17 protein-coding genes are annotated in these 20,202 nt (G+C 71.1%); 9 read left to right on the top strand and 8 right to left on the bottom strand.

The features are described 5' to 3' along the window. Positions 1–170 precede the first annotated feature (170 nt). Entirely contained in the window at positions 171–1,205 is a 1,035-nt protein-coding gene (gene glpX, locus AB0H93_RS23290) for a class II fructose-bisphosphatase (RefSeq protein ID WP_358575140.1), read from the bottom strand. 179 nt (positions 1,206–1,384) lie between these two features. On the opposite strand from glpX, the gene AB0H93_RS23285 reads away from it, so the two are divergent. Further along, the gene (locus tag AB0H93_RS23285; RefSeq protein ID WP_358575139.1) at positions 1,385–1,978 is read left to right on the top strand and encodes a DUF4245 domain-containing protein; all 594 of its coding nucleotides are present in this window, start codon (positions 1,385–1,387) and stop codon (positions 1,976–1,978) included. 166 nt (positions 1,979–2,144) lie between these two features. Here the strand turns inward: AB0H93_RS23285 and AB0H93_RS23280 are convergent, their stop codons facing one another. The 4 genes from AB0H93_RS23280 to AB0H93_RS23265 form a co-directional block, all read right to left on the bottom strand. After that, positions 2,145–2,399, bottom strand: coding sequence for an exodeoxyribonuclease VII small subunit (locus tag AB0H93_RS23280; protein ID WP_358575138.1), 255 nt, complete (start codon positions 2,397–2,399; stop codon positions 2,145–2,147). Next, entirely contained in the window at positions 2,396–2,815 is a 420-nt protein-coding gene (locus AB0H93_RS23275; protein WP_358575137.1) for a hypothetical protein, read from the bottom strand. Before AB0H93_RS23275 ends, AB0H93_RS23280 begins: the two co-directional genes overlap by 4 nt. A gap of 14 nt (positions 2,816–2,829) precedes the next feature. Next, complete coding sequence (gene xseA / locus AB0H93_RS23270) at positions 2,830–4,056, bottom strand: exodeoxyribonuclease VII large subunit (protein ID WP_358575253.1); 1,227 nt, start codon at positions 4,054–4,056, stop codon at positions 2,830–2,832. Between the two features lie 74 nt (positions 4,057–4,130). Next, entirely contained in the window at positions 4,131–4,577 is a 447-nt protein-coding gene (locus AB0H93_RS23265) for a lipid droplet-associated protein (RefSeq protein WP_358575135.1), read from the bottom strand. Positions 4,578–4,696: 119 nt separating this feature from the next. On the opposite strand from AB0H93_RS23265, the gene AB0H93_RS23260 reads away from it, so the two are divergent. Next, the gene (locus AB0H93_RS23260) at positions 4,697–5,716 is read left to right on the top strand and encodes a 4-hydroxy-3-methylbut-2-enyl diphosphate reductase (protein ID WP_358575133.1); all 1,020 of its coding nucleotides are present in this window, start codon (positions 4,697–4,699) and stop codon (positions 5,714–5,716) included. Positions 5,717–5,773: 57 nt separating this feature from the next. Here AB0H93_RS23260 and AB0H93_RS23255 read toward each other — a convergent pair whose 3' ends face one another. Then, entirely contained in the window at positions 5,774–6,649 is an 876-nt protein-coding gene (locus AB0H93_RS23255; protein ID WP_358575132.1) for a DUF6542 domain-containing protein, read from the bottom strand. Positions 6,650–6,888: 239 nt separating this feature from the next. Between AB0H93_RS23255 and AB0H93_RS23250 the strand changes: the two genes are divergently transcribed. The 4 genes from AB0H93_RS23250 (at position 6,889) to AB0H93_RS23235 (ending at position 13,283) form a co-directional block, all read left to right on the top strand. Beyond that, positions 6,889–8,481: a sugar ABC transporter ATP-binding protein gene (locus tag AB0H93_RS23250; RefSeq protein ID WP_358575131.1), complete on the top strand. Its 1,593-nt coding sequence runs from the start codon at positions 6,889–6,891 to the stop codon at positions 8,479–8,481. Continuing rightward, on the top strand, positions 8,478–9,506 hold the full coding sequence (locus AB0H93_RS23245; RefSeq protein ID WP_358575130.1) for an ABC transporter permease: 1,029 nt from the start codon (positions 8,478–8,480) through the stop codon (positions 9,504–9,506). Before AB0H93_RS23250 ends, AB0H93_RS23245 begins: the two co-directional genes overlap by 4 nt. A gap of 25 nt (positions 9,507–9,531) precedes the next feature. After that, positions 9,532–10,536, top strand: a complete 1,005-nt coding sequence (locus tag AB0H93_RS23240) for a substrate-binding domain-containing protein (protein WP_358575129.1) — start codon at positions 9,532–9,534, stop codon at positions 10,534–10,536. A 398-nt stretch (positions 10,537–10,934) separates the two neighbouring features. Then, positions 10,935–13,283: a DUF2961 domain-containing protein gene (locus tag AB0H93_RS23235; RefSeq protein WP_358575127.1), complete on the top strand. Its 2,349-nt coding sequence runs from the start codon at positions 10,935–10,937 to the stop codon at positions 13,281–13,283. Positions 13,284–13,350: 67 nt separating this feature from the next. On the opposite strand, the gene AB0H93_RS23230 is transcribed toward AB0H93_RS23235, so the two are convergent. Beyond that, positions 13,351–14,346: a LacI family DNA-binding transcriptional regulator gene (locus AB0H93_RS23230; RefSeq protein WP_358575126.1), complete on the bottom strand. Its 996-nt coding sequence runs from the start codon at positions 14,344–14,346 to the stop codon at positions 13,351–13,353. Positions 14,347–14,584: 238 nt separating this feature from the next. On the opposite strand from AB0H93_RS23230, the gene AB0H93_RS23225 reads away from it, so the two are divergent. The 3 genes from AB0H93_RS23225 to AB0H93_RS23215 all read left to right on the top strand — a co-directional run bounded on the left by AB0H93_RS23225 (position 14,585) and on the right by AB0H93_RS23215 (position 18,741). After that, entirely contained in the window at positions 14,585–16,000 is a 1,416-nt protein-coding gene (locus AB0H93_RS23225) for an L-fucose/L-arabinose isomerase family protein (protein WP_358575125.1), read from the top strand. A gap of 222 nt (positions 16,001–16,222) precedes the next feature. Further along, a complete protein-coding gene (locus tag AB0H93_RS23220; RefSeq protein WP_358575123.1) occupies positions 16,223–17,722 on the top strand; it encodes an FGGY-family carbohydrate kinase in 1,500 nt (499 codons plus the stop codon). Positions 17,723–17,802: 80 nt separating this feature from the next. Then, a complete protein-coding gene (locus tag AB0H93_RS23215) occupies positions 17,803–18,741 on the top strand; it encodes an alpha/beta hydrolase (protein ID WP_358575122.1) in 939 nt (312 codons plus the stop codon). A 285-nt stretch (positions 18,742–19,026) separates the two neighbouring features. Here AB0H93_RS23215 and AB0H93_RS23210 read toward each other — a convergent pair whose 3' ends face one another. After that, positions 19,027–20,013, bottom strand: a complete 987-nt coding sequence (locus tag AB0H93_RS23210; RefSeq protein ID WP_132483106.1) for a DNA recombination protein RmuC — start codon at positions 20,011–20,013, stop codon at positions 19,027–19,029. Between the last annotated feature and the right edge of the window lie 189 nt (positions 20,014–20,202).

Below are 20,202 nucleotides of genomic sequence, written 5' to 3'. Positions count from 1 at the left end.
CTGGGCACAGACGGTAAGCGGAGCCATCCCATCGGCGTACCCACGAAGGGATGAGGCCGACAACGTCGAAAGCGGTGACCCGCGGTCGAAACCGCAGGTCACCGCTCGGAAAACGGCGTCATTCCGGGCAATCGGCGAGTTTTTGCCAATTTCCCGGTGGTGTCACCCGCTCAGGGCAGCAGCCCGTGCAGCGGGGTGTCGCTCTCGCCGAGGTCGACGTCGGCGTACTCGCGCAGCTTGGACAGCTTGTGCTGGCCCTCGATCACCCGGACCGTGCCGGACTTGGAGCGCATCACGATCGACTGCGTCGTGCACCGGTTGGCGCGGTAGTGCACGCCCTTGAGCAGCGCGCCGTCGGTGATGCCGGTGGCGCAGAAGAACATGTTGTCGCCGCGCACCAGGTCCGAAGTGGTCAGCACCTGGTTCACGTCGTGCCCGGCGTCGCGGAGCTTCGCCCGCTCGGCGTCGTCCCGCGGCCACAGCCGCGTCTGGATCTCGCCGCCGAGGCACTTCAGCGCGCAGGCGGCGATGATGCCCTCCGGGGTGCCGCCGATGCCCAGCAGCATGTCGACGCCGCTGCCCGGCCGAGCGGCCGCGATCGCGCCCGCCACGTCGCCGTCGGAGATGAACTGGATGCGCGCACCGGCCTCGCGGACGTCCTTGACGATCTGCTCGTGCCGCGGGCGGTCCAGGATGCACACCGTGACGTCGGAGACGTCGATGTGCTTGGCCTTGGCGACCCGGCGGATGTTCTCCGAGATCGGGGCGGTCAGGTCCACGACCCCGGCGGCCTCCGGCCCGACCGCCATCTTCTCCATGTAGAACACGGCGGACGGGTCGAACATGGTGCCGCGCTCGGACACCGCGAGCACCGCCAGCGCGTTCGGCATGCCCTTGCTGAGCAGCGTCGTCCCGTCGATCGGGTCGACCGCGACGTCGCAGTCCGGGCCTTCGCCGTTGCCGACCTGCTCGCCGTTGTAGAGCATCGGGGCTTCGTCCTTCTCGCCCTCGCCGATGACCACGACGCCCCGCATGGACACGGTCCCGATGAGCTTGCGCATCGCGTCCACCGCGGCGCCGTCGCCGGCGTTCTTGTCGCCGCGGCCGACCCAGCGCCCCGCGGCCATCGCCGCGGCCTCGGTCACGCGGACCAGTTCCATCGCCAGGTTGCGGTCCGGTGCTTCGCGGTGTCGTTCGGTGCTCATCGCGCCTCCCGGTGGTGAGCGGTTTTCAGGTTTCACTGCCCGAGGACGGCGGGATCCAGGCCCGCGCTCAGGCTCGTTGCCCCCGATCTTCGCAGATCGGCGGGCCCGTCGGAGCTCCCTCGTGGGGCAGCCCACTCCTGCTCGGCCGCCTGGCGGGCCGCTGGTCGGCCGGTGAGAGCATGGGTGTCGTGGCCGAACCCCGCAACCAGCAACCGCCCGCATCCCGTCCGCCCCGGACCGTGTCGGCGATGGTGTTCGCCCTGCTGCCGATGGTGCTGGTGGCCTTCGGGATCGCCGGGATGACGGGGCAGTGCTCGTTCAACCCGGGCGGCCCGTCGACCCAGGGCGGCCCGGTGCCGACGGTCGACGTGCCCGCCGAACTGCGGCGCGCGGCGGGGCGGGTGGACTTCCCGGTCCTCGAACCGAACCTGCCCGCGAACTGGCGGGCCAACGCGGCGAACGTGACCACGCTCGCCTCCCACGCGCAGGTCGTGCGGGTCGGGTGGCTGACCGGCGGCGGCCGGTACCTGCGCCTGGCGCAGTCGACGGCCACCGAGGACGAGCTGGTCGAGAGCGAGACGCGGCAGGCACCGCACGCCAGGGGCACGGTCGACGCCGCGGGGCAGCAGTGGGTGGTCTACGACAGCGTGCGCGGCGAGCAGGCCTGGGTGGCGGAGCGGGACGGAGTCCGGCTGCTGATCACCGGCAACGCCGACGAGACGGAGTTCCGAGCCCTCGCCGAAGCGGCCATCAACGCCCCGCCCGGAGCCTGACCGACTGCAGTTTCAATTGAAACTGCAGTCGGGCACGTGCCCAGTCCCGAGCGCAGTTTCAATTGAAACTGTTGCACCCTGTGGTGGTGTCCACTGGCGGAAAGTGCCCTGAAGTGTGCAGTTTCAATTGAAACTGCGTGCTGGGAGGGTGCGGCGAAGGCCTTGGTCAGTCCTGCTCGACGGCCGCCAGGGCTCGCTCCACGCGCTCGCGGGCTCCCGCCAGGTGGCGTTCGCAGACCGCCGCCAGGGCTTCGCCCCGTTCCCACAGCGACAGCGAGTCCTCCAGCGAGAGGCCGCCGGCCTCCAGCTGCTTGACCACCTCGGCCAGCTGGTCGCGGGCCTGCTCGTAGCCGAGCTCGGCGACCTCGGGGTGCTCGGCCACCGGGTCGAAGTGCTCGTCCTGCTGATCGTTCGCCGTCACGGGGTCGGACTCTCCACGTTGTTCTGCACGGACACCACCGCGGTGGCGATCGCCTGGTCGTAGCCGACGAACGCCTCCGCGAACTCGGCACCGTCGCCCTCGCGCACCGCGTCGTTGATGCGCAACTGCGCCTCCGCGACCCTACGTCGGTGCGCCGAAGCGGCCCACCACCCGGCCCCCACGTACCCGGAGGTGGCCTCGGCGAGCGCGCGCAGGCGCGACGGCAGGTCCTTGCGCTCGGCGGACTGGCAGCCGCCCAGCAGCGCGGCCCAGCAGCCGACCGCCGCGGCGTCCGCCGCCTCGGCGCAGCGGCGCACCTCGCCGGCCCCGTTCCGCAGCAGCGCCGAGCCGTCGGTCGCCGACCTCGCGACGCCGACGGTCAGGGGGAGGAACGATGGTTCCTGCTTCGGGTGCACGTTCTCAGTCCTGTTCAGCCTGCTCGGTCCGGTACGACTGCCTGGATCGCTCCGTCAACGACCCGCACCCGCAGCCGAGTTCCCGGTGGCGCCTCCTCGACCGATCGGAGGACGCCGTCCACGCCGTCCTCGACGCGCTGCACGATTGCGTATCCACGAGCCAGCGTGGCCGCCGGACCCAAGGTCGTCAAGCGAGATCGAGTCGCGGTCAGCGCGTGTCGCTCGGTGTTCAGCGCGGTGGTCATCGCGCGGCGGGTGCGGTCGCGCATCAGCTCGACCTGCTCGGCGCGCCGTTCCAGCGGTCCGATCGGGTCGGCCAGCACCGGGCGGCTGCGCAGCGCGTCGAGCAGCCGGCGCTCCCGGTCGACCCATCCGTGCAGCGCGCGGCGGGCGCGGTCGCGCAACTGGTGGATCCGCTGCGTCTCCTCGGCGACGTCCGGCACCACCCGCTTGCCCGCGCCGGTCGGCGTCGAGCAGCGCACGTCGGCGACGTGGTCCACCAGCGGCGAGTCCGGCTCGTGCCCGATGGCGCTGACCACCGGCGTGCGGCAGGCGGATACCGCGCGGCACAGCGCTTCGTCGGAGAACGGCAGCAGGTCTTCGACGCTGCCGCCGCCGCGCGCCAGCACGATCACGTCGACCTCCGGCATCCGGTCCAGCTCCTGCAGCGCCGTCAGGATCTGCGGCACCGCGGTCGAACCCTGCACGGCGACGTTGCGGACCTCGAACTGCACCGCGGGCCAGCGCAGCTGCGCGTTGGTCAGCACGTCGTGCTCGGCGGCCGAGGCGCGGCCGGTGATCAGCCCCACCCGGTTCGGCAGGAACGGCAGCGGCCGCTTGCGCGCCGGGTCGAACAGGCCCTCGGCCTTCAGCAGCTGGCGGAGCCGTTCGATGCGCGCCAGCAGTTCGCCGATGCCGACCGCGCGGATCTCGTCGACCCGCAGGCTCAGCGTGCCCCGGCCGACGAAGAACGTCGGCTCGCCGTGCACCACGACCCGGCTGCCGTCGGTCAGCGGCGGCTCCATCTTGCGCAGCATCGCGGCGGCGCAGGTGAGCGTCAGCGAGACGTCGGCGGACGGGTCGCGCAGCGTCAGGAACGCGGTGGCCGCGCCGGGGCGCAGCGAGATCTGGGTGATCTGCCCTTCCACCCAGATCGTGCCGAGCCGGTTGATCCAGTCGGCGATCTTGCGCGCCACGGTCCGTACCGGCCACGGCTCCTCGGGACTGGTCGGGGAACTCAGCGTCACTCCTCGGTGCTTCCCGGCCGCGGGGCCGGGGCCGCAGTCTCAGGCGAGACTGCCGGGGTCTTCTCGGGTCACTGGTTGCGCAGGCGGTCGAGGCGGTTGTGGAGCATGCGGACGAACTCCGGCCGCTGACCGTGCCGCTGCTCGTAGGCCAGCAGTTCGGCCAGCTCCGCCTCGGAGAACGAGCGGAGCCGACCCCGCAGCTGCGGCAGCGTCAGGTGATCGTAGTCGGGCAGCACCGACAGGTCTTCGGACAGCACGGCCGGCTCGGTCGGTTCGTCCTCGTCGAAGGTCGCCCAGGCGGGCTGCTCCTCCGGGGTGCGCAGCCCGGCGAGGGCCTCATCGCCCTTGATCGCCAGCTCGGTGATCTGCTGCTGGACCCGCATCGACGCCTGCAGCGCCTGGCTGGCCACGGTGACCGGCAGGCCGAGCAGGGTGGCCGGCAGCTGGCGGGCCTGCTCGACGGCGGTGGCGGCGAGCCCGGCGGCGATCCGCACCGGCAGGGGGAACGATGACATGCGCCCAGCCTGCCGCACTCGGGCCCGCGAAGCCATCGCCTCGTCGCACGACTGTGATCTGGAGCAGGCAGGCGACTGCGGGGCTGAGCGCCTCGGGTGCGGTCCGTACCCTTGGCGGTATGACGACCTCGCCCGAGGCCACTGACCTCGTTGACCAGGACGCCCGGCCGGCCAAGCGGGTCCTGCTGGCCAAGCCGCGTGGGTACTGCGCAGGTGTCGACCGCGCGGTGATCACCGTCGAGAAGGCACTGGAGACCTATGGCGCGCCGATCTACGTGCGCAAGGAGATCGTGCACAACCGGCACGTGGTGGAAACGCTGTCCGAGCGCGGCGTGATCTTCGTGGACGAGACCGACGAGGTGCCGGAGGGCGCGCTCGTGGTGTTCTCCGCGCACGGCGTGTCCCCGGCGGTGCACGCGGAAGCCGCGCAGCGCAACCTGCGCACCATCGATGCGACGTGCCCGCTGGTCACCAAGGTGCACAAGGAAGTCAACCGGTTCGCCCGCGAGGACTACGACATCCTGCTGATCGGCCACGAGGGGCACGAGGAGGTCGAGGGCACCGCAGGTGAGGCCCCGGACCGCGTGCAGCTGGTCGACAAGCCGGAGGACGTCGACAAGGTCGAGGTCCGCGACCCGAGCAAGGTCGTGTGGCTGTCGCAGACCACGCTCAGCGTGGACGAGACGATGGAGCGGGTCGACCAGCTCAAGGAGCGGTTCCCGGGTCTGCAGGCGCCGCCGAGCGACGACATCTGCTACGCGACCTCCAACCGGCAGTACGCGGTGAAGGCGATGGCGCCGGAGTGCGACCTGGTGATCGTCGTCGGCTCGCAGAACTCCTCGAACTCCAAGCGCCTGGTCGAGGTGGCGCTGCAGGCGGGCGCGTCCGACGCGCACCTCGTGGACTTCGCGAACCAGATCGACGAGGCCTGGCTGGACGGCGTCACCACGGTCGGCGTGACCAGCGGTGCGTCGGTGCCGGACGTGCTGGTGCTGCAGGTGCTGGACCACCTGGCCGAGCGCGGCTGGAACCAGGTGGACGAGGTCACCACGGCCAACGAGAAGATCAGCTTCGCGCTGCCGCGGGAGCTCCGCAAGGACCTCGACGAGAACCCGGACAAGCCCAAGGGCGTCCGCTGACCGAGTAGCGAAAAAGGGGCATCCGCGCTGCGCGGATGCCCCTTTTTCAGTCCCGGCTCACCCGAACTGCTCGTCCCGCCGCGGCCGCCGGGGTCGCCGGGGCGGCTCCCCCTGCGGCGGCTCCGCCGCTCGCGGCCGCCCGGGCGCCTGCCGCGGGGCTGCGCCCCGCCGCGGCGGCACCGCGCGCCCGTCGCGCTCCGGCCGCGGCTCGGCTCCGCGCGCCCTGCCGGGCGCGTCGCCTCGTGCCCGGCCGGGCGCATCGCCGCTGCGCGGCCGCCCGGGGGCCTGGGCCCGCCCGCGCTCCGCTTGGGCTCGCTGCGGGCGCGCTGCGTCGTCGCCGCGCGGTTTCCTGGTGCGTTCGCGCTCTTCGGGCCGCCGCTTCTTGACGTCTTCGGCCGGCTTCTTGCGCGACGGCGTGACGGGGCGGCGCTTCTTGGTCGCCGCGTCGCTGTCCGCGATCTCGGGGCGGGGCCGGGTCCGCTGGGTAACGAACATGCGGACGAGGCCGATGCCAAGGGAGACGATGGTGGCGCCCGCCATGATCGGGAAGCTGCTGATCAGCGGTCGCGCGATGGCGAGCGCCTTGGCGGTGATGCCGGCGCCCGCGGTGATCCCGCTGCCGGTGATCAGCACCAGCAGCGGCATGACGATGGTGAGCACGAGCGGCGGTTGGACCATCGGTCCGAACACGCTGCGGCGTTTGACCAGCAGCACGGCCAGCACGCAGCCGACGAAGAAGCACGCCTTGAACAGGATGTCAGGCTGCGACCAGAGCAGGACGTCGAGGATTGTTCCGACCGCGGTCGGGACGGCAGCCAGCAGCACGGCTCCCCAGAGCGGCACGCCCTTCGCCCCGAATGCGGAGCGCGTCGACCACTGGGAGGCGCCGCTGCTGGGGGGTGGGGCGCTCTGGCTATCGCGGATCGCGGTCACGAGTCCCAACGGTAACGGTCCAGTACCCCGGGCCGAGAGCCCTCTTCCGGAACTTGCGCGTTGATGCACGTTGGGTTACCTGCGACCCCCGCCGACGTGACCGCCATGTGATGTCGGTGCAGCCGAATGGATGCCCTGTCACTTGGGCGGGTGTGTGAACCTTGACACAGGTAGCGTGACCATTTTAGCGTCCGGGCAATCGTTTTCTCACGATTCGCGAGCGGCGTGACGGGGGTGCTATGAGCACGGCGCCACCGCTGGTCGAGATGACCGGCATCACCAAGCGCTATGGGGGCGTGCTCGCGTGCGACGGCGTGGACCTGGAAGTCCGCGCCGGCGAGGTGCACGCGCTGCTGGGCGAGAACGGCGCGGGCAAGAGCACGCTGATGAAGGTGCTCTCCGGCGACGTCGTCGATCACGCTGGGTCGATCTCGATCGAAGGCCGGGTGGTGCAGTTCGGCAAGCCGGCCGACGCGCAGCACGCCGGGGTCGCGATGATCCACCAGGAGCTCGACCTGGTGCCCGGGCTGAGCGTCGCCGAGAACCTCTACCTCGGCCGCGAGCTGCGCAACCGCTTCGGCGTGGTGGACCGCCGGAAGATGGCCGTGCGCACCCGCGAGCTGCTGCGCCGCACCGGCATCGACCTGGACCCGCTGCGGCCGGTCGGCGAGCTGCGCGTCGGCGAGCAGCAGCTGGTGACCATCGCCCGCGCCCTGTCGCTGGACGCGAAGGTGCTGATCATGGACGAGCCGACGTCGGCGCTGTCCAGCACGGAGGTCGAGCGGCTGTTCGCGGTGATCGCCGAGCTGCGCCGCGGCGGCACCGGCATCGTCTACATCTCGCACCGGATGGACGAGATCGGCCGGGTCGCCGACCGCGCCACCGTGTTGCGCAACGGCCGCAAGGTCGCGGAGTTCGACGCCCGGAAGCTGACCGCGGAGCAGGCCGCCGAGGCGATGGTGGGCCGTTCGGTGCAGACGATGTTCCGCGCCGAGAGCGGCGCCGTCGGCGAAGAGCTGCTGTCGGTGTCCGGGTTCGCCGTCCGCCCGCGCCGGCCGCGGGTGGGTCGCCGGGAACCCGACGGCATCGATCTGACCGTGCGTCGCGGGGAGATCGTCGGGCTGTGCGGGTTGCTCGGCTCAGGTCGCACCGAACTGCTGGAATCGCTGTTCGGTGCGGGGTCCTCCGGCACGTGGGAGGGGGAGGTGTCCCTCGACGGGCGCCCGGTGCGGCCGAGGGGTCCGCACCGCGCGTTGCGCGAGGGCATCGCCTTCGTGCCGGAGGACCGCAGGAGTTCCGGGCTGGTGCTGGAGCATTCGGTGCTGGCCAACACGGTCCTCTCGGTGCTGGACCGGCTCGGCGTGGCCGGGCTGGTGCGCCGCCGCGCCGAGGTGTCCGCCACCGAGCGCAGCGTGCAGCAGCTCAAGATCAAGCTCGGCCGGATCCTCGACCCGGTCGGCACCCTTTCCGGTGGAAATCAGCAGAAGGTCGTCTTCGGCCGGATGTTGCTGACGGAGCCGCGGTTGCTGCTGCTGGACGACCCGACCCGGGGCGTGGACATCGGCGCGAAGTCGGAGATCTACCAGCTGCTCGGCGAGATCGCGGGACGCGGCATCGGGGTGCTGCTGGCGTCCTCGGAGCTGCCGGAGCTGGTCGGCGTGTGCCACCGGGTGGTGGTGCTGCGCGCCGGCCGCAGCGTGGCCGAGTTCGACACCGCCGAGGTCGGCGAAGCGGAATTGCTGGCGGCCGCCATGGGCGAGGGCGTGGTGGCCGGCGGAGCCGGGCCGGTCGTCGGCACCGGGCGGCAGAGCACTGGGGGAGGAGCGCGGTGAGCAACCAGACGGAGGAACGGCCCGCGGAATCCGTCGCGCCGCGGCGGACGAGCGTCGTGGCCACGCTGTTCCGGTTCCAGAGCTTCTTCGGCCTGGTCGCGGTGTTCCTGGCGGCGGTGGTCTTCTCGCCCCGCAACGACGGGCAGATCCTGTTCCTGACCAGCGACAACCTGTTCAACATCGTGCGCGCGGTGTCCGAGATCGGGATCATCGCGATCGGGCTGACCTTCGTGATCCTGATCGGCGGCATCGACCTGTCGGTCGGCTCGGTGCTCGGGTTGGCGGCGGTGGGTTCGGCCGTGCTGATGGTCGAGGACGGCTACGGCGTCTGGGCCACCGTCGCGCTGGTGCTGCTCGCTGGCATCGTCTTCGGCCTGCTGCAGGGCACCGCCGTCGCGTTGCTCGGAGTGCAGGCCTTCATCGTCACCCTGGCTGGCCTGCAGATCGCGCGCGGCCTGGCGCGGATGTGGTCCGGCGGCGAGACGGTGCAGATCTCCTACGGCGACGGGCCGGGTCAGGCGCCGATGCTGTTCTCCCTGCTCGGGGAGCGCACCTTCGGTGGCGTGGTGCCGATCCCGGCGCTGATCTTCGCGGTGGTCGCCATCGTCGCGATCCTGTTCCTGCGCGGCAGCGCCTATTCCCGCCACCTCTACGCCATCGGCGGCAACGAGAAGGCGGCCCGGCTTTCCGGCGTGCCGGTGAACCGGGTCAAGATCATCGCCTTCGGCATCGCCGGGTTCTGCGCCGCGCTGGCCGGGATCGTGCACGCCGGCCAGCTCAACGCGGGCAGCCCGAACGACGGAATCGCTTACGAACTCGACGGAATCGCCGCCGTGGTGGTCGGCGGCACCAGCCTGGCCGGTGGCCGGGGCTCGGTGATCGGCACCATCGCCGGTGCGCTGCTGCTCGGCATCCTGAACAACATCCTCAGCCTCAACAGCGTCAACACCGACCTGCAACTGCTGATCAAGGGCCTGGTGATCGTCGCGGCGGCGGCGTTGCAGCGCCTGCGACCGACGTCCTGAAACCCCTCGTCCGGGAGGAAGCACGATGCGCAAGACAACGAAGTCCTTGATCGCAGTCACGTGCGCCGCGGCCGCGCTCGCCGCCGCCGGTTGCGGGACGACCAGCGAGAACACCGGGAAGGTGCAGGCGCAGGACCCGACCCAGCACTGCAAGGGGCCGAACGAGAAGTACACCATCGGCATGAGCCAGGCCAACCTCGCCGAGCCGTACCGGGTCCGGATGGACGACGACATCCGCAAGGCGGCCGAGAAGGTGCCGCAGTTCGAGGTGCAGTTCTCCGACGCGGCCAAGGACAACTCCAAGCAGATCAGCGACGTGGAGAACTTCCTCACCAAGCAGGTCGACCTGCTGATGATCTCGCCGAACGAGGCCGCGCCGCTGACCGACGTGGTGAAGAAGGCCTACAACAAGGGAATTCCGGTCGTGGTGCTGGACCGGAAGGTCGACGGCGACGCCTACACCACCTACATCGGCGCGGACAACGTCCAGATCGGCCGGCAGGCGGGCGAGTACTTCAAGAGCACGCTGCTGCCGGAGGGCGGCAAGATCGTGCAGATCAAGGGGCTGTCCGGGTCGACCCCGGCCGCGGAGCGGGAAAAGGGCTTCAAGGAAGGCATCCAGGGCTCGCAGATCGAGGTCGTGGCCACCGCCGACGGTGAGTGGGAGCGGTCGGTCGGGCAGCAGAAGATGGACGCGCTGCTCAAGGCGAACCCCGACATCAAGGCGGTCTACGCGCAGAACGACCCGATGGCCGAGGGCGCGTACCTGGCGGCCCAGGCGGCGGGCCGCAACGACCTGAAGTTCGTCGGCATCGACGGGCTGCCCATCCCGTCCGGTGGCATCAAGGCGGTCGAGGACGGCCGGCTGCAGGCGACCAACCTGTACCCGACCGGCGGTGCGGAAGCCGTGGAAGCGGCCAAGAAGCTGCTGATCGACTGCCAGCCGGTGGAGAAGGCGCAGACCCTGCAGACCGAGCTGGTCACCAAGGAGAACGCAGCCGAGGTCTACGCCCGGCTGAACCAGAGCTGACACCCGCGTCGTGAGTGGCCGTGGTCGCCGGGGCGGCCGCGGCCACTCACGACTGCGCGCTCGAAGCAATGCCCGGCGCTATTGCGAATGATCGCGATTTCCGAATAATTCCATTGCCGGTAAGACTTTTCTCGTGAAAATCCTAATACACCTGGATGGTGGTTGTCGGAGCTCGCAGGTCCGGCAACCATCTTATTGAGTGAATTCGCTTCGCGGATTCTTCGACACGCCCGTATCGGTTGGCTTCGCGGAGATCTCCTTCTTACGCTGCGCTCAATGCGAGAGTGATCTTTCACTCCCGGAGCCGGACGAAAATCCATTCAGTCGCGCACCACCATCGGAAACAGCGTTCGCCACCGTCCGCAGTGGATAGTGGCGCGCGGGGAGGGGCGAGCACGATGAGAGATCGCTCAGCAACGCCGCCGGGAAATGGTCGTCGGCGCGCCCGCCGGCTCGGCGCCTACCTCGGAATCGCATCGCTGGCCGCGGCCGCCGTGGTCGCGGACGCCGGATTCGGCCCGGTCCGCGCGGACGCGCAGCAGGCGGCGCCGGCCAGGGGACCGGTCGGCTGGGACACGTACCGGAACCTCGGTGCGACGGCCCAGCTGCGCGGCGACGAGAAGTCGTTCCAGGCCTCCAGCTTCGACCGCACCGGTGGGAACAACGACGGATTCCGGGGGACCTACTCCTGCCTGCGGATCACCGACCGCGGGTGCGTGATCGCCGAGCACGACGGCGCGGGGGAGATCACCTCGATCTGGTCAACCCGCGAACCCTGGGGCGACGTCACGGCGACCGGCAACATCGTGATCGAACTCGACGGCCGGGTGATCCTGAACGCGCCGCTGGTCGACGTGGTCAACGGGCGGGTGGGCGCGCCGTTCTCGTGGCCGCTGGTGGCCGGCGCCGGAGACGCCGCCGGTGGCGTCTTCATCAAGGTGCCGATGCCGTACCGCAAGTCGATGCGGGTGACCGTGCAGCACAACCCGTACTTCTACCACGTCTCCTACCGGGCGTTCCCCAACGCGGACGGCGTGCAGACCTTCAACCCGCACGATTCCGCCGGGGACGTGCTCGACCGGTTGCGCCGCTTCGGCGTCGCCGACCCGAAGCCCGCCGCCTCCGGCGCCACCCCGACCCGCAAGGACTTCGACCTGACGCCGGGTTCCTCGACCACGATCGCCCGGCTGACCGGGCCGCAGCAGATCTCCCAGCTCCGCGTGCGGCTGCCGCAGGTGGTGGGCAGCCCGCAGGCGGTCGACGACGGCTACGCCTTCGGGCAGGCCGGCGGCAGCCGGTTCACCATGCGCGTGGACCCGAACAACCAGGGCATCCGGCTGATCCGGCGGTACGACGCGCAGATCGCCGACCAGGTCGCCGACGTGTTCGTGGACGGCAGGCCGGTCGGGCAGTGGCGCGGCGGCCCGGCGCGGCCCGGCCAGTGGGGCGTGGAGTTCCTCGAGGTGCCCGCCGAGCTGACCGCGGGCAAGTCCGAGGTGCAGGTCTCCAGCCGCTTCGTGTCGTCCGCCCTGGACGTCAACGAGTTCCGCTACGACGTGCACAGCAAGGTGGGCGGCGAGTGGGTGCGCACCGACGTGCTCGACCTCGGGCCGGACCACCCCGGCGAGCAGAGCGCGCACGGCTACCGCATCGACAACGAGGTCTTCGCCCGGTCCAAGCTCATCGCCCGCTACCCCAACGATCCCGGCCAGGTCGCGGCCTCCGACGAGGTGCTGTCCACCGCCCGGATCCGCATCACCTTCGACGGGCAGACCACTGTGGACGCGCCGATCGGCGAGTTCTTCGGCACCGGGCTCGGCGAGTACGACGTGCGCAGCCTGATGACCTCGGTCGACCCGGGGCTGGACGGCTGGTACACGTCCTGGTGGCCGATGCCGTTCGCGCAGAACGCGGTGGTCGAGGTGGTCAACGGCGGCGGGATCCCGATCACCGGCGCGACCGCCGAGGTCACCAGCGCCCCGGCGGAGGTGGGCGGCAACACCGGGTACTTCCACGCCACCCACCTGCGGGGGAACACCGTGCCCGGGAGGGACTGGACGTTCCTGAACACCAGCGGAGCGGGCACCTTCTACGGCGTCACGCACACCATGCGCGGGCTGATCCCGCCGGGCGCGGCGGTGCGCAGCAACCAACCGCACTCCCTCGGCACGCGCGCCGCCGCGAACCAGCGCAACTACCTGGAGGGCGACGAGCGGTTCTACGTCGACGGCTCCGCCGAGCCGGCGTGGCACGGCACCGGTACCGAGGACTTCTACGAGTCCGGCTGGTACTTCCGGGACGGCACCACGTTCACGATGCCGCACGTCGGCAACCCGTCGCACGAGATCGGCGCCGACGGCTGCCGGTTCGACTGCACCGGCGCCTACCGGATCATGGTCAACGACGCGGTGCCGTTCCGCACCGGCCTGCGGGCGGGGATCGAGCACGGGCCGGTCAACGACGAGCCGGGCGATTACAGCTCGACGACGTACTGGTACGGCGGCCGCGTGCCGGGTCGCCAGCTGCCGATCGCACCGCCGGCGCCCGCCCGGCCGCCGGAGACGCAGCCGCCTGCCCCGTCGTCGCCGCCGGAGACCAGCACCCCGCCGTCGTCGACCGCCCCGCCGGAACCCGGGACTCCGGAGGTGGGCACCCCGGAGACCACCGGCCAGGACGACGGCGAACGGCCGGCGGACGTCCAGCAGGTGATGGACGAGGCCATCCGCCAGCACCAGCGCAACGGCTGAGCCCCGGACCGGGCGAACGGCCCGTTCACCTCCTGGCGAGGCGAATGGGCCGTTCGTCCTTCCTGCGTCACGGGCGGGTGCTGCTGCCCCGGGTGACCAGGTGCGCGGACAGGGTGGTGGTGGTCATGTCGGCGCGTTCCCCGCTGATCCGGTCCAGCAGCAGCTGGGCGGCGACCGCGCCCATGTCGTAGGCGGGCTGGGCGACGACCGTCAGCGGCGGGTCGATCAGCGTCGCCCACGGCGCGTCGTCGAAGGCGACCACGCCGATGTCCCGGCCGGGGCGCAGGCCCAGTTCGGCGCACGTCTCCAGCACGCCGACCGCCATCATGCTGTTCGCCACGAGGATCGCGTCCGGCGGATCGTCCTGGGTCAGCAGCGTTCGCGCCGCCTGCTTCGCCCCGGGCGCCTTGAACTCCGAGCGCCGCACCAGCGCCGCGGGGGCCGGCAGCTTCGCCGCGCGCAGCCCGTCCCGGTAGCCGGCGAGCCGGTCGTCCGCGGTCAGCACGCCGCTGGGGCCGGTGAGGCAGCCGATCCGCCGGTAGCCCTGCTCCGCCAGGTGCAGGGCCGCCTCCTTGGCGGCGAGCCTGCTGTCGACCAGCACCGTGTCGCCCGCCGAGTTCGGCAGCGGCCGGTCCACCGCCACCACCGGCGTGTTGTTGCGGCTGAGCAGCTCGGCGCTGTCGCCGCGCCCGGTCGGCGACAGCAGCACCCCGGCCACCCGCTCCTGGAGGGCGACATCGACGTACTCGCGTTCCTTGTCCGGTTCGTCATCGGAGTTGCACAGCACCACCGAGTAGCCGGCGGCGTGCGCCACGTCCTCGACGCCGCGGGCGATCGCGGTGAAGAACGGGTTCTCCACGTCGGAGATGATCAGGGCCAGCACCGCGGTCTCCTGCTTGCGCAGGTTGCGGGCCGGGCCGTTGGGCCGGTAGCCCAGCTCCGCGGCGGCCGCGAGCACCCGCGCGGCCAGCGCCGGATCGACGGTGCTCTTGCCGTTGAGCGCACGTGAAACGGTCGCAGTGGACACCCCGGCGCGGGTTGCCACATCACTGATCGTCGCCACGGCTCCTCCTAGTGTGCCCGCTAGCCGAGTGATGGCGGGCTACCTGCCTTGACAGCCCGTGTCATGCCAGAATAGCGTCCGAGAAAACGATTGCTCGCCGGTCTTCTCGGCAATTCCAGCGGCGGGCTTTCCCGGTCAGGCGATCCGCAGGGAGTTCACCGGTGGCGCCCACCGACGTGCTCCTCGCCGCCGGTTCTCCAGCAGTCAACGCCGCCTGTCAGTGAACTTGGGAGGAACTGTGGCTCGCATCGGCGTCGTCAGCATTTCCGACGGTCGTGACCACGTCCACGCCCGCATCGCGGATTTCATTCGGTCCAAACAGGATTCCCTGGTCCGGTCGCTGCAAGCCGCCGGGCACGACGTGGTGGTGGGCGACGACCTGGTCGCCACCAACGTGCTCGCCACCTCGGTGGCGCGCAAGGTGGCCGCGGCCGACGTCGACGTCACCGTCTTCTACTACTCGGTGTGGACGTTCCCGCACTTCACCATGCTCGCCGCGGACGCCACCCGCAGCCCGCTGGTGCTGGTGGCCAGCACCGACCCGACCGAGCCGGGCCTCGTCGGCATGCTCGCCGCGGGCGGCGCGCTGGACCAGATCGGCCGCCGCCACACCCGCGCCTGGGGTGCGCCGGACGACGCCGAGCTGGTCGAGAAGATCGGCGTGCACGCCAAGGCGTCCGCGGCGGTGCGGTCGCTGCGCGGGTCGACCTTCGGCCGGTTCGGCGGGCGTCCGATGGGCATGAACACCGCGGTGGCCAACACCGACCAGTGGATGCGCAAGTTCGGCATCGACGTGGAGGAGATCGACCAGTACGAGCTGGTCCTGCGCGCCGACAAGGCGGACGCTGCGGAGGCGAAGAAGGCGCGTGAGTGGATCGAGCAGCACGCGGCGGGCGTGCACTACGACGGCAAGAAGCTGACGCCGGAGCTGCTGGAGCGGCAGATCCGCTCCTACCAGGCGATCCGGGACATCATCGCGGAGCGCAACCTGGACTTCTCCGGCATCAAGGCGCAGCCGGAGCTGACCGAGAACTTCGCGACCATGGACGTCACCGAGGCGTTCCTGAACGACCCGTACGACTGGAACGGGCCGAAGGAGCCGCACGTGTGCGCCACCGAGGCAGACATGGACGGCGCGCTGACCATGCAGCTGTTCAAGGCCTTGGCAGGCACCCCGGTGCTGTTCGCCGACGTGCGGCACTACCACGCCGACCGGGACATCTGGGACCTGTGCAACTCCGGCCAGCACGCCACCTGGTACGCCGCCCGCAGCGACGACCCGGCGGAGAACCTGGCGAAGGTCAACTTCTACCCGGAGGTGTTCTTCTTCCCGGCCGGTGGCGCGTCGGTGCAGCACATCGCGGCCCCGGGGCAGATGACGCTGGGCCGGTTGACCCGCGAGGACGGCGAGTACCGCCTGCAGCTGATGCTCGGCGAGTTCGAGGCGTACGACGACGAGACCAACCAGGCGCTGGTGAACCAGTCGACGCCGGAGTGGCCGCACGCGTTCGCGCGGCTGGACGCGCCGGGCGAGGTGTTCCTGTCGAAGTTCGGCGCGAACCACATCCACGCGGTGCCCGGCGACCACCGGGCGGCCCTGCGCGCCGTGGCGGATCAGCTGGACGTCCGCCTCGACGAGTGGACCCGGGGCTGACAACATCCCCTTCCGGCGCAGTTTCAGTTGAAACCGCGGGCCTCCGGGGTGTCGGACCACGACACGCCGGAGGTTGTGGACAACTCCCGCAATCTCAATGGAAATCGGAGGTTCGATTTCCATTGAAATTGCGTACCGCACCGGGGTGGGACGGCCCGGGGGCGGTGCGGTCGGGGGTCTCCGGTGTTCCAGGCGTGCGAGTTGACGAGGAGGATCGCGCAGGTGGCCGAGAAGGTGTTGCTCGGGATCGACATCGGCACGGCGAGTTCCAAGGGGGTGCTGGTCGCCACCGACGGGCGCATCATCGCCCGCGCCAGCCGGCCGCACGAGACCTCCCACCCGCATCCGGGCTGGGTGGAGCACGACGCGGAATCGGTGTGGTGGGCGGACTTCCTGGAACTGGCCCGGGAGCTGGTTCCCGCCGCCGAAGGCCGGGAGATCGCCGGTCTCGGCGTCAGCGGGATCGGCCCCGTCCTGCTGCCCGCCGACGGCGACGGGAAACCCCTGCGGCCGGCCATCCTCTACGGCGTGGACACCCGCGCGACCGAGGAGATCGCGGAGCTCACCGAGGAGTTCGGCGCGGACGAGATCCTGCGCCGGGGCGGCTCGGCGCTGTCCAGCCAGGCCGTCGGGCCGAAGATCCGCTGGCTGGCCAAGCACGAGCCGGAGGTCTACGAGCGCACCGAGATGCTGCTGATGTGCAGCTCCTACCTGGTGCACCGGCTGACCGGCCGGTACGTGCTCGACCACCACTCGGCCAGCCAGTGCGATCCGCTCTACGACCTGCGGGCCCGCGACTGGTCGGCGGACTGGGCCCAGCGGGTCGCGCCGGGGCTGCCGCTGCCGGAGCTGGCGTGGCCGACCGAGGTCGTCGGGCGGGTCACCGCGCAGGCGGCGGCCGAGACCGGGCTGCCGGAAGGGCTGCCGGTCACCGCGGGCACCGTAGACGCCTGGGCCGAGGCCACCAGCGTCGGCGTGCGGGAGCCGGGCGACGTGATGCTGATGTACGGCACCACGATGTTCTTCGTCCAGGTGCTCACCGATCTGCAGCCGCACCAGGCGCTTTGGGGCACCTGCGGGGCGTTCCCCGACACGTACACGCTGGCCGCCGGGATGGCGACGTCGGGCGCGGTGACGCAATGGCTGCGCGGCCTCGTCGACGGCGATTTCGCCCAGCTCGTGGAGGAAGCGAGCAAGGTGCCCGCGGGCAGCCGCGGGTTGTTGCTGCTGCCGTACTTCGCCGGTGAGCGGACGCCGATCTTCGACCCGGACGCGCGCGGCATCCTGGCCGGGCTGACCACCAGCCACGGCCGCGCCGAGCTGTACCGGGCGGCGCTGGAGGGCATCGGTTTCGGGGTCCGCCACAATCTGGCCGCGATGGGCGAGGCGGGCGGCACGGCCCGGCGGCTGGTCGCCGTCGGCGGTGGCACCCAGGGCGGGTTGTGGACGCAGATCGTTTCCGACATCACCGGCCAGGAGCAGCAGATCCCGGCCGAGACGGTCGGCGCGGCGTACGGCGACGCGCTGCTCGCTGGCGTCGGCACCGGCACCGCCGTCGCCCCGGACGACTGGAACCCGGTGACGCGCACCGTCCGGCCGAACCCGGAGCACACCGAGCGCTACGACGCGTACTTCGGGCACTACCGGGACCTCTACGACTCCACGGTGCGGATCGCGCACTTCCTGGCAGGTGAACAGCGCGCCGCGGACGAGCGTGACTGATCACCGAATGACGCCCCACTGATCTTGTTAAGCTCAGGCATTCGGGTGAGCTGTCACGAGATCGGGGAGGCGCGGGGCGGATGGCGGTGACTCGGCGTGTCCTGGCGGCCTGTTTCGCCTTGGTGACGTTGGTCGCGGCCGGTTGCTCCCGGGAGTCGGACGCCGACGAAGCGCCACGGATCGACGCCGCCGGCCGCGACCTCGGCGCGGCCAGCGTGCAGCGAGGCCAGGTGTACGCGCAGCGCGACACCGGCGCGTTGAAGCTGGACCTGTTCCTGCCCGCGAAGCGCGAGACGCCGATCCCGCTGGTCGTGTACGTGCACGGCGGCGGCTGGGACGCCGGGGTTCGCGCGCTGGACGCCGATCCCGCCGCGCCGGAGGCGCTGACGGCGCAGCGCCTGCTGGAACACGGCTACGCGGTGGCCACAGTGGACTACCGGTTGACCGGGGCGGCGCAGTACCCGGCGCAGGTGGTCGACGTGGCGGATGCCGTGCGCTGGCTGCAGGGGCGGGCCGGGGAGTGGCAGCTGGACGCCGACCGGGTCGGGCTGTGGGGTTCCTCGGCCGGCGGCCACCTGGTGTCGCAGCTGGGCGCGCTGACCGGGGACCCGGACAAGCCGGGCGGCGGGCTGACCGGCGTCCGGGCGGTGGTGGACTGGTTCGGGCCGACCGACATGAGCGCCGAGGCCGAGGCGGCGCATCCGCAGATGCAGGAGTACGCGCGGCGGGTGATCAAGCAGCTGCTCGGCTGCATGCCGGTGGAGTGCCCGGCGCGGGCCGAGTCGGCGAGCCCGATCAAGAACATCTCCGGGGACGAGCCGCCGTTCCTGATCCAGCAGGGCACGGCGGATTCGCTGGTCCCGCTCGACCAGAGCCTCGACTTCGCGCGGGACCTGCGCAAGCTGGGCGTCACGGCGGAGATGCACCCGTACGAGGGCCTGGACCACGGCTTCGGCCGGGGCCCGCACAACACGCTGATCGTCGACACGGTCGCGGCCTTCGTCGAGACCCACGTCTGACCGGCCCTTCCGCACAGCGGAGCTCCTGTTCCGGCGGGCCCGGTCAGGTTGGTGTGCGGGCACGCGTGGGACGTGGCCGCCTGGGCTGAGTTCGCGCGCCACCTGTCAGGCGCCGGGCACCTACGGGATCAGCCGGGCGGAGCCCTTCTGGAACGGGCCCTGAGATCGGACGGCTCCTCCCGGGGCTCGTATGCGGCCGAGCGGTGACTTGTGCCCGCACCTGCGGTGATGGGTGCTTCGGGAGTTCGATCCAGCTCCAGGTCGAAGATGCGCCGGGGTGCGCGCTCAGAAGCGCTCGGTCTCCCGATCCCGGACGAGCGGCTGCGCCGCATCGAGCCCTTCCCGCGCTGGGAGCGAGCCGTTGACCAGGCCGTCTTCGTCGTGGCGGATGGTTCCGACGTCGCCGGAGCCCGCGGCTTCGGCCAGCGGCTGGACCGTGCTGCGGAACGATTCCAGCGCATCGAGCTCGCGGCGGCGGGCCGAGACGAAGCGCTGCAGGTGCGTGCTGGAGAGGTTCACCGCTTCCACCGCGTTGGACGCCGCGCGCTGGGCGCGGACCGAGTGGGCGCGCACCTGCTCGATGTCCTCGGCGATCGTGCGTTCTGTCGCGGCGAACATCGACGCCGACGCCAGCACCGCGAAACCCGTTGGCCCGCAGAGGAAGACCCGCTTGCCCAGCAGCCAGGTGAGCAGCTGCGGATCGGTGTCGAGGGCGGCGATCACGGCGGCGTCGGACGGCACGAACATGATCGAGCCGTAGATCGCGTCGGCCCACTTCTGGTAGCCCTTGCCCGCGAGTTCGGTGGCGCGGGAGCGGATGTTGCGGACGTGCACCCGCAGGGCGTCGGTGCGTTCTTCGGGGTCGTCGGTCTCCATCGCCTCGGCCCACACCGCGAGGCTCGCCTTGGCGTCCACCGGGACCTGGCGCCCGCCGCCCACGGACAGCACCATGTCGGGGCGCGCGGAGCCGCCGCCGGCGAGGTCGGTCTGCAGCGTGAAGTGGATGCCTTCGCGCAGCCCCAGCGACCGCGCGGTCTCCACGAGCACCTGCTCGCCGAGCTCGCCGCGGCCGGTGATGGAGGCGAACGCGACTTCGTAGCGCCGCAGCGCGGCCTGCTGCTCGGCGGTGCGGGCGCGCTCGGCCTCGACCATGCGCAGCGCCTCGTCGGCTCGGCGTGCACTGTCCGTGTACAGCCGCCAGATCAGCATCAGCGCTGCCGCGACCAACAGCGTCAGCACGACGACGATGGTGATCAGGACGCCGGTACCCACATGAGCTCCGTCCGGTAGTCGTAGTGGCAGCTCAAATGATGGCGGACCCGCCCGACAACATCACGCACAGCCACGCTGTGAACGCGCTGCCGACCGTCAGCTCTGTTTCCGCTGGTCAGGTGCCGTGAGCGTGTTGTGCCGCCATAGCGGCACGAAACGTGCACGGGCGCTGACCTGCGGAAAGCGGCC

The organism is Saccharopolyspora sp. NPDC050642 (genome assembly GCF_040654735.1).
GTDB lineage: Bacteria > Actinomycetota > Actinomycetes > Mycobacteriales > Pseudonocardiaceae > Saccharopolyspora > Saccharopolyspora elongata.
Note: the sequence above shows the minus strand (reverse complement) of the source record. Positions and strands in the feature narration are given on the sequence as shown.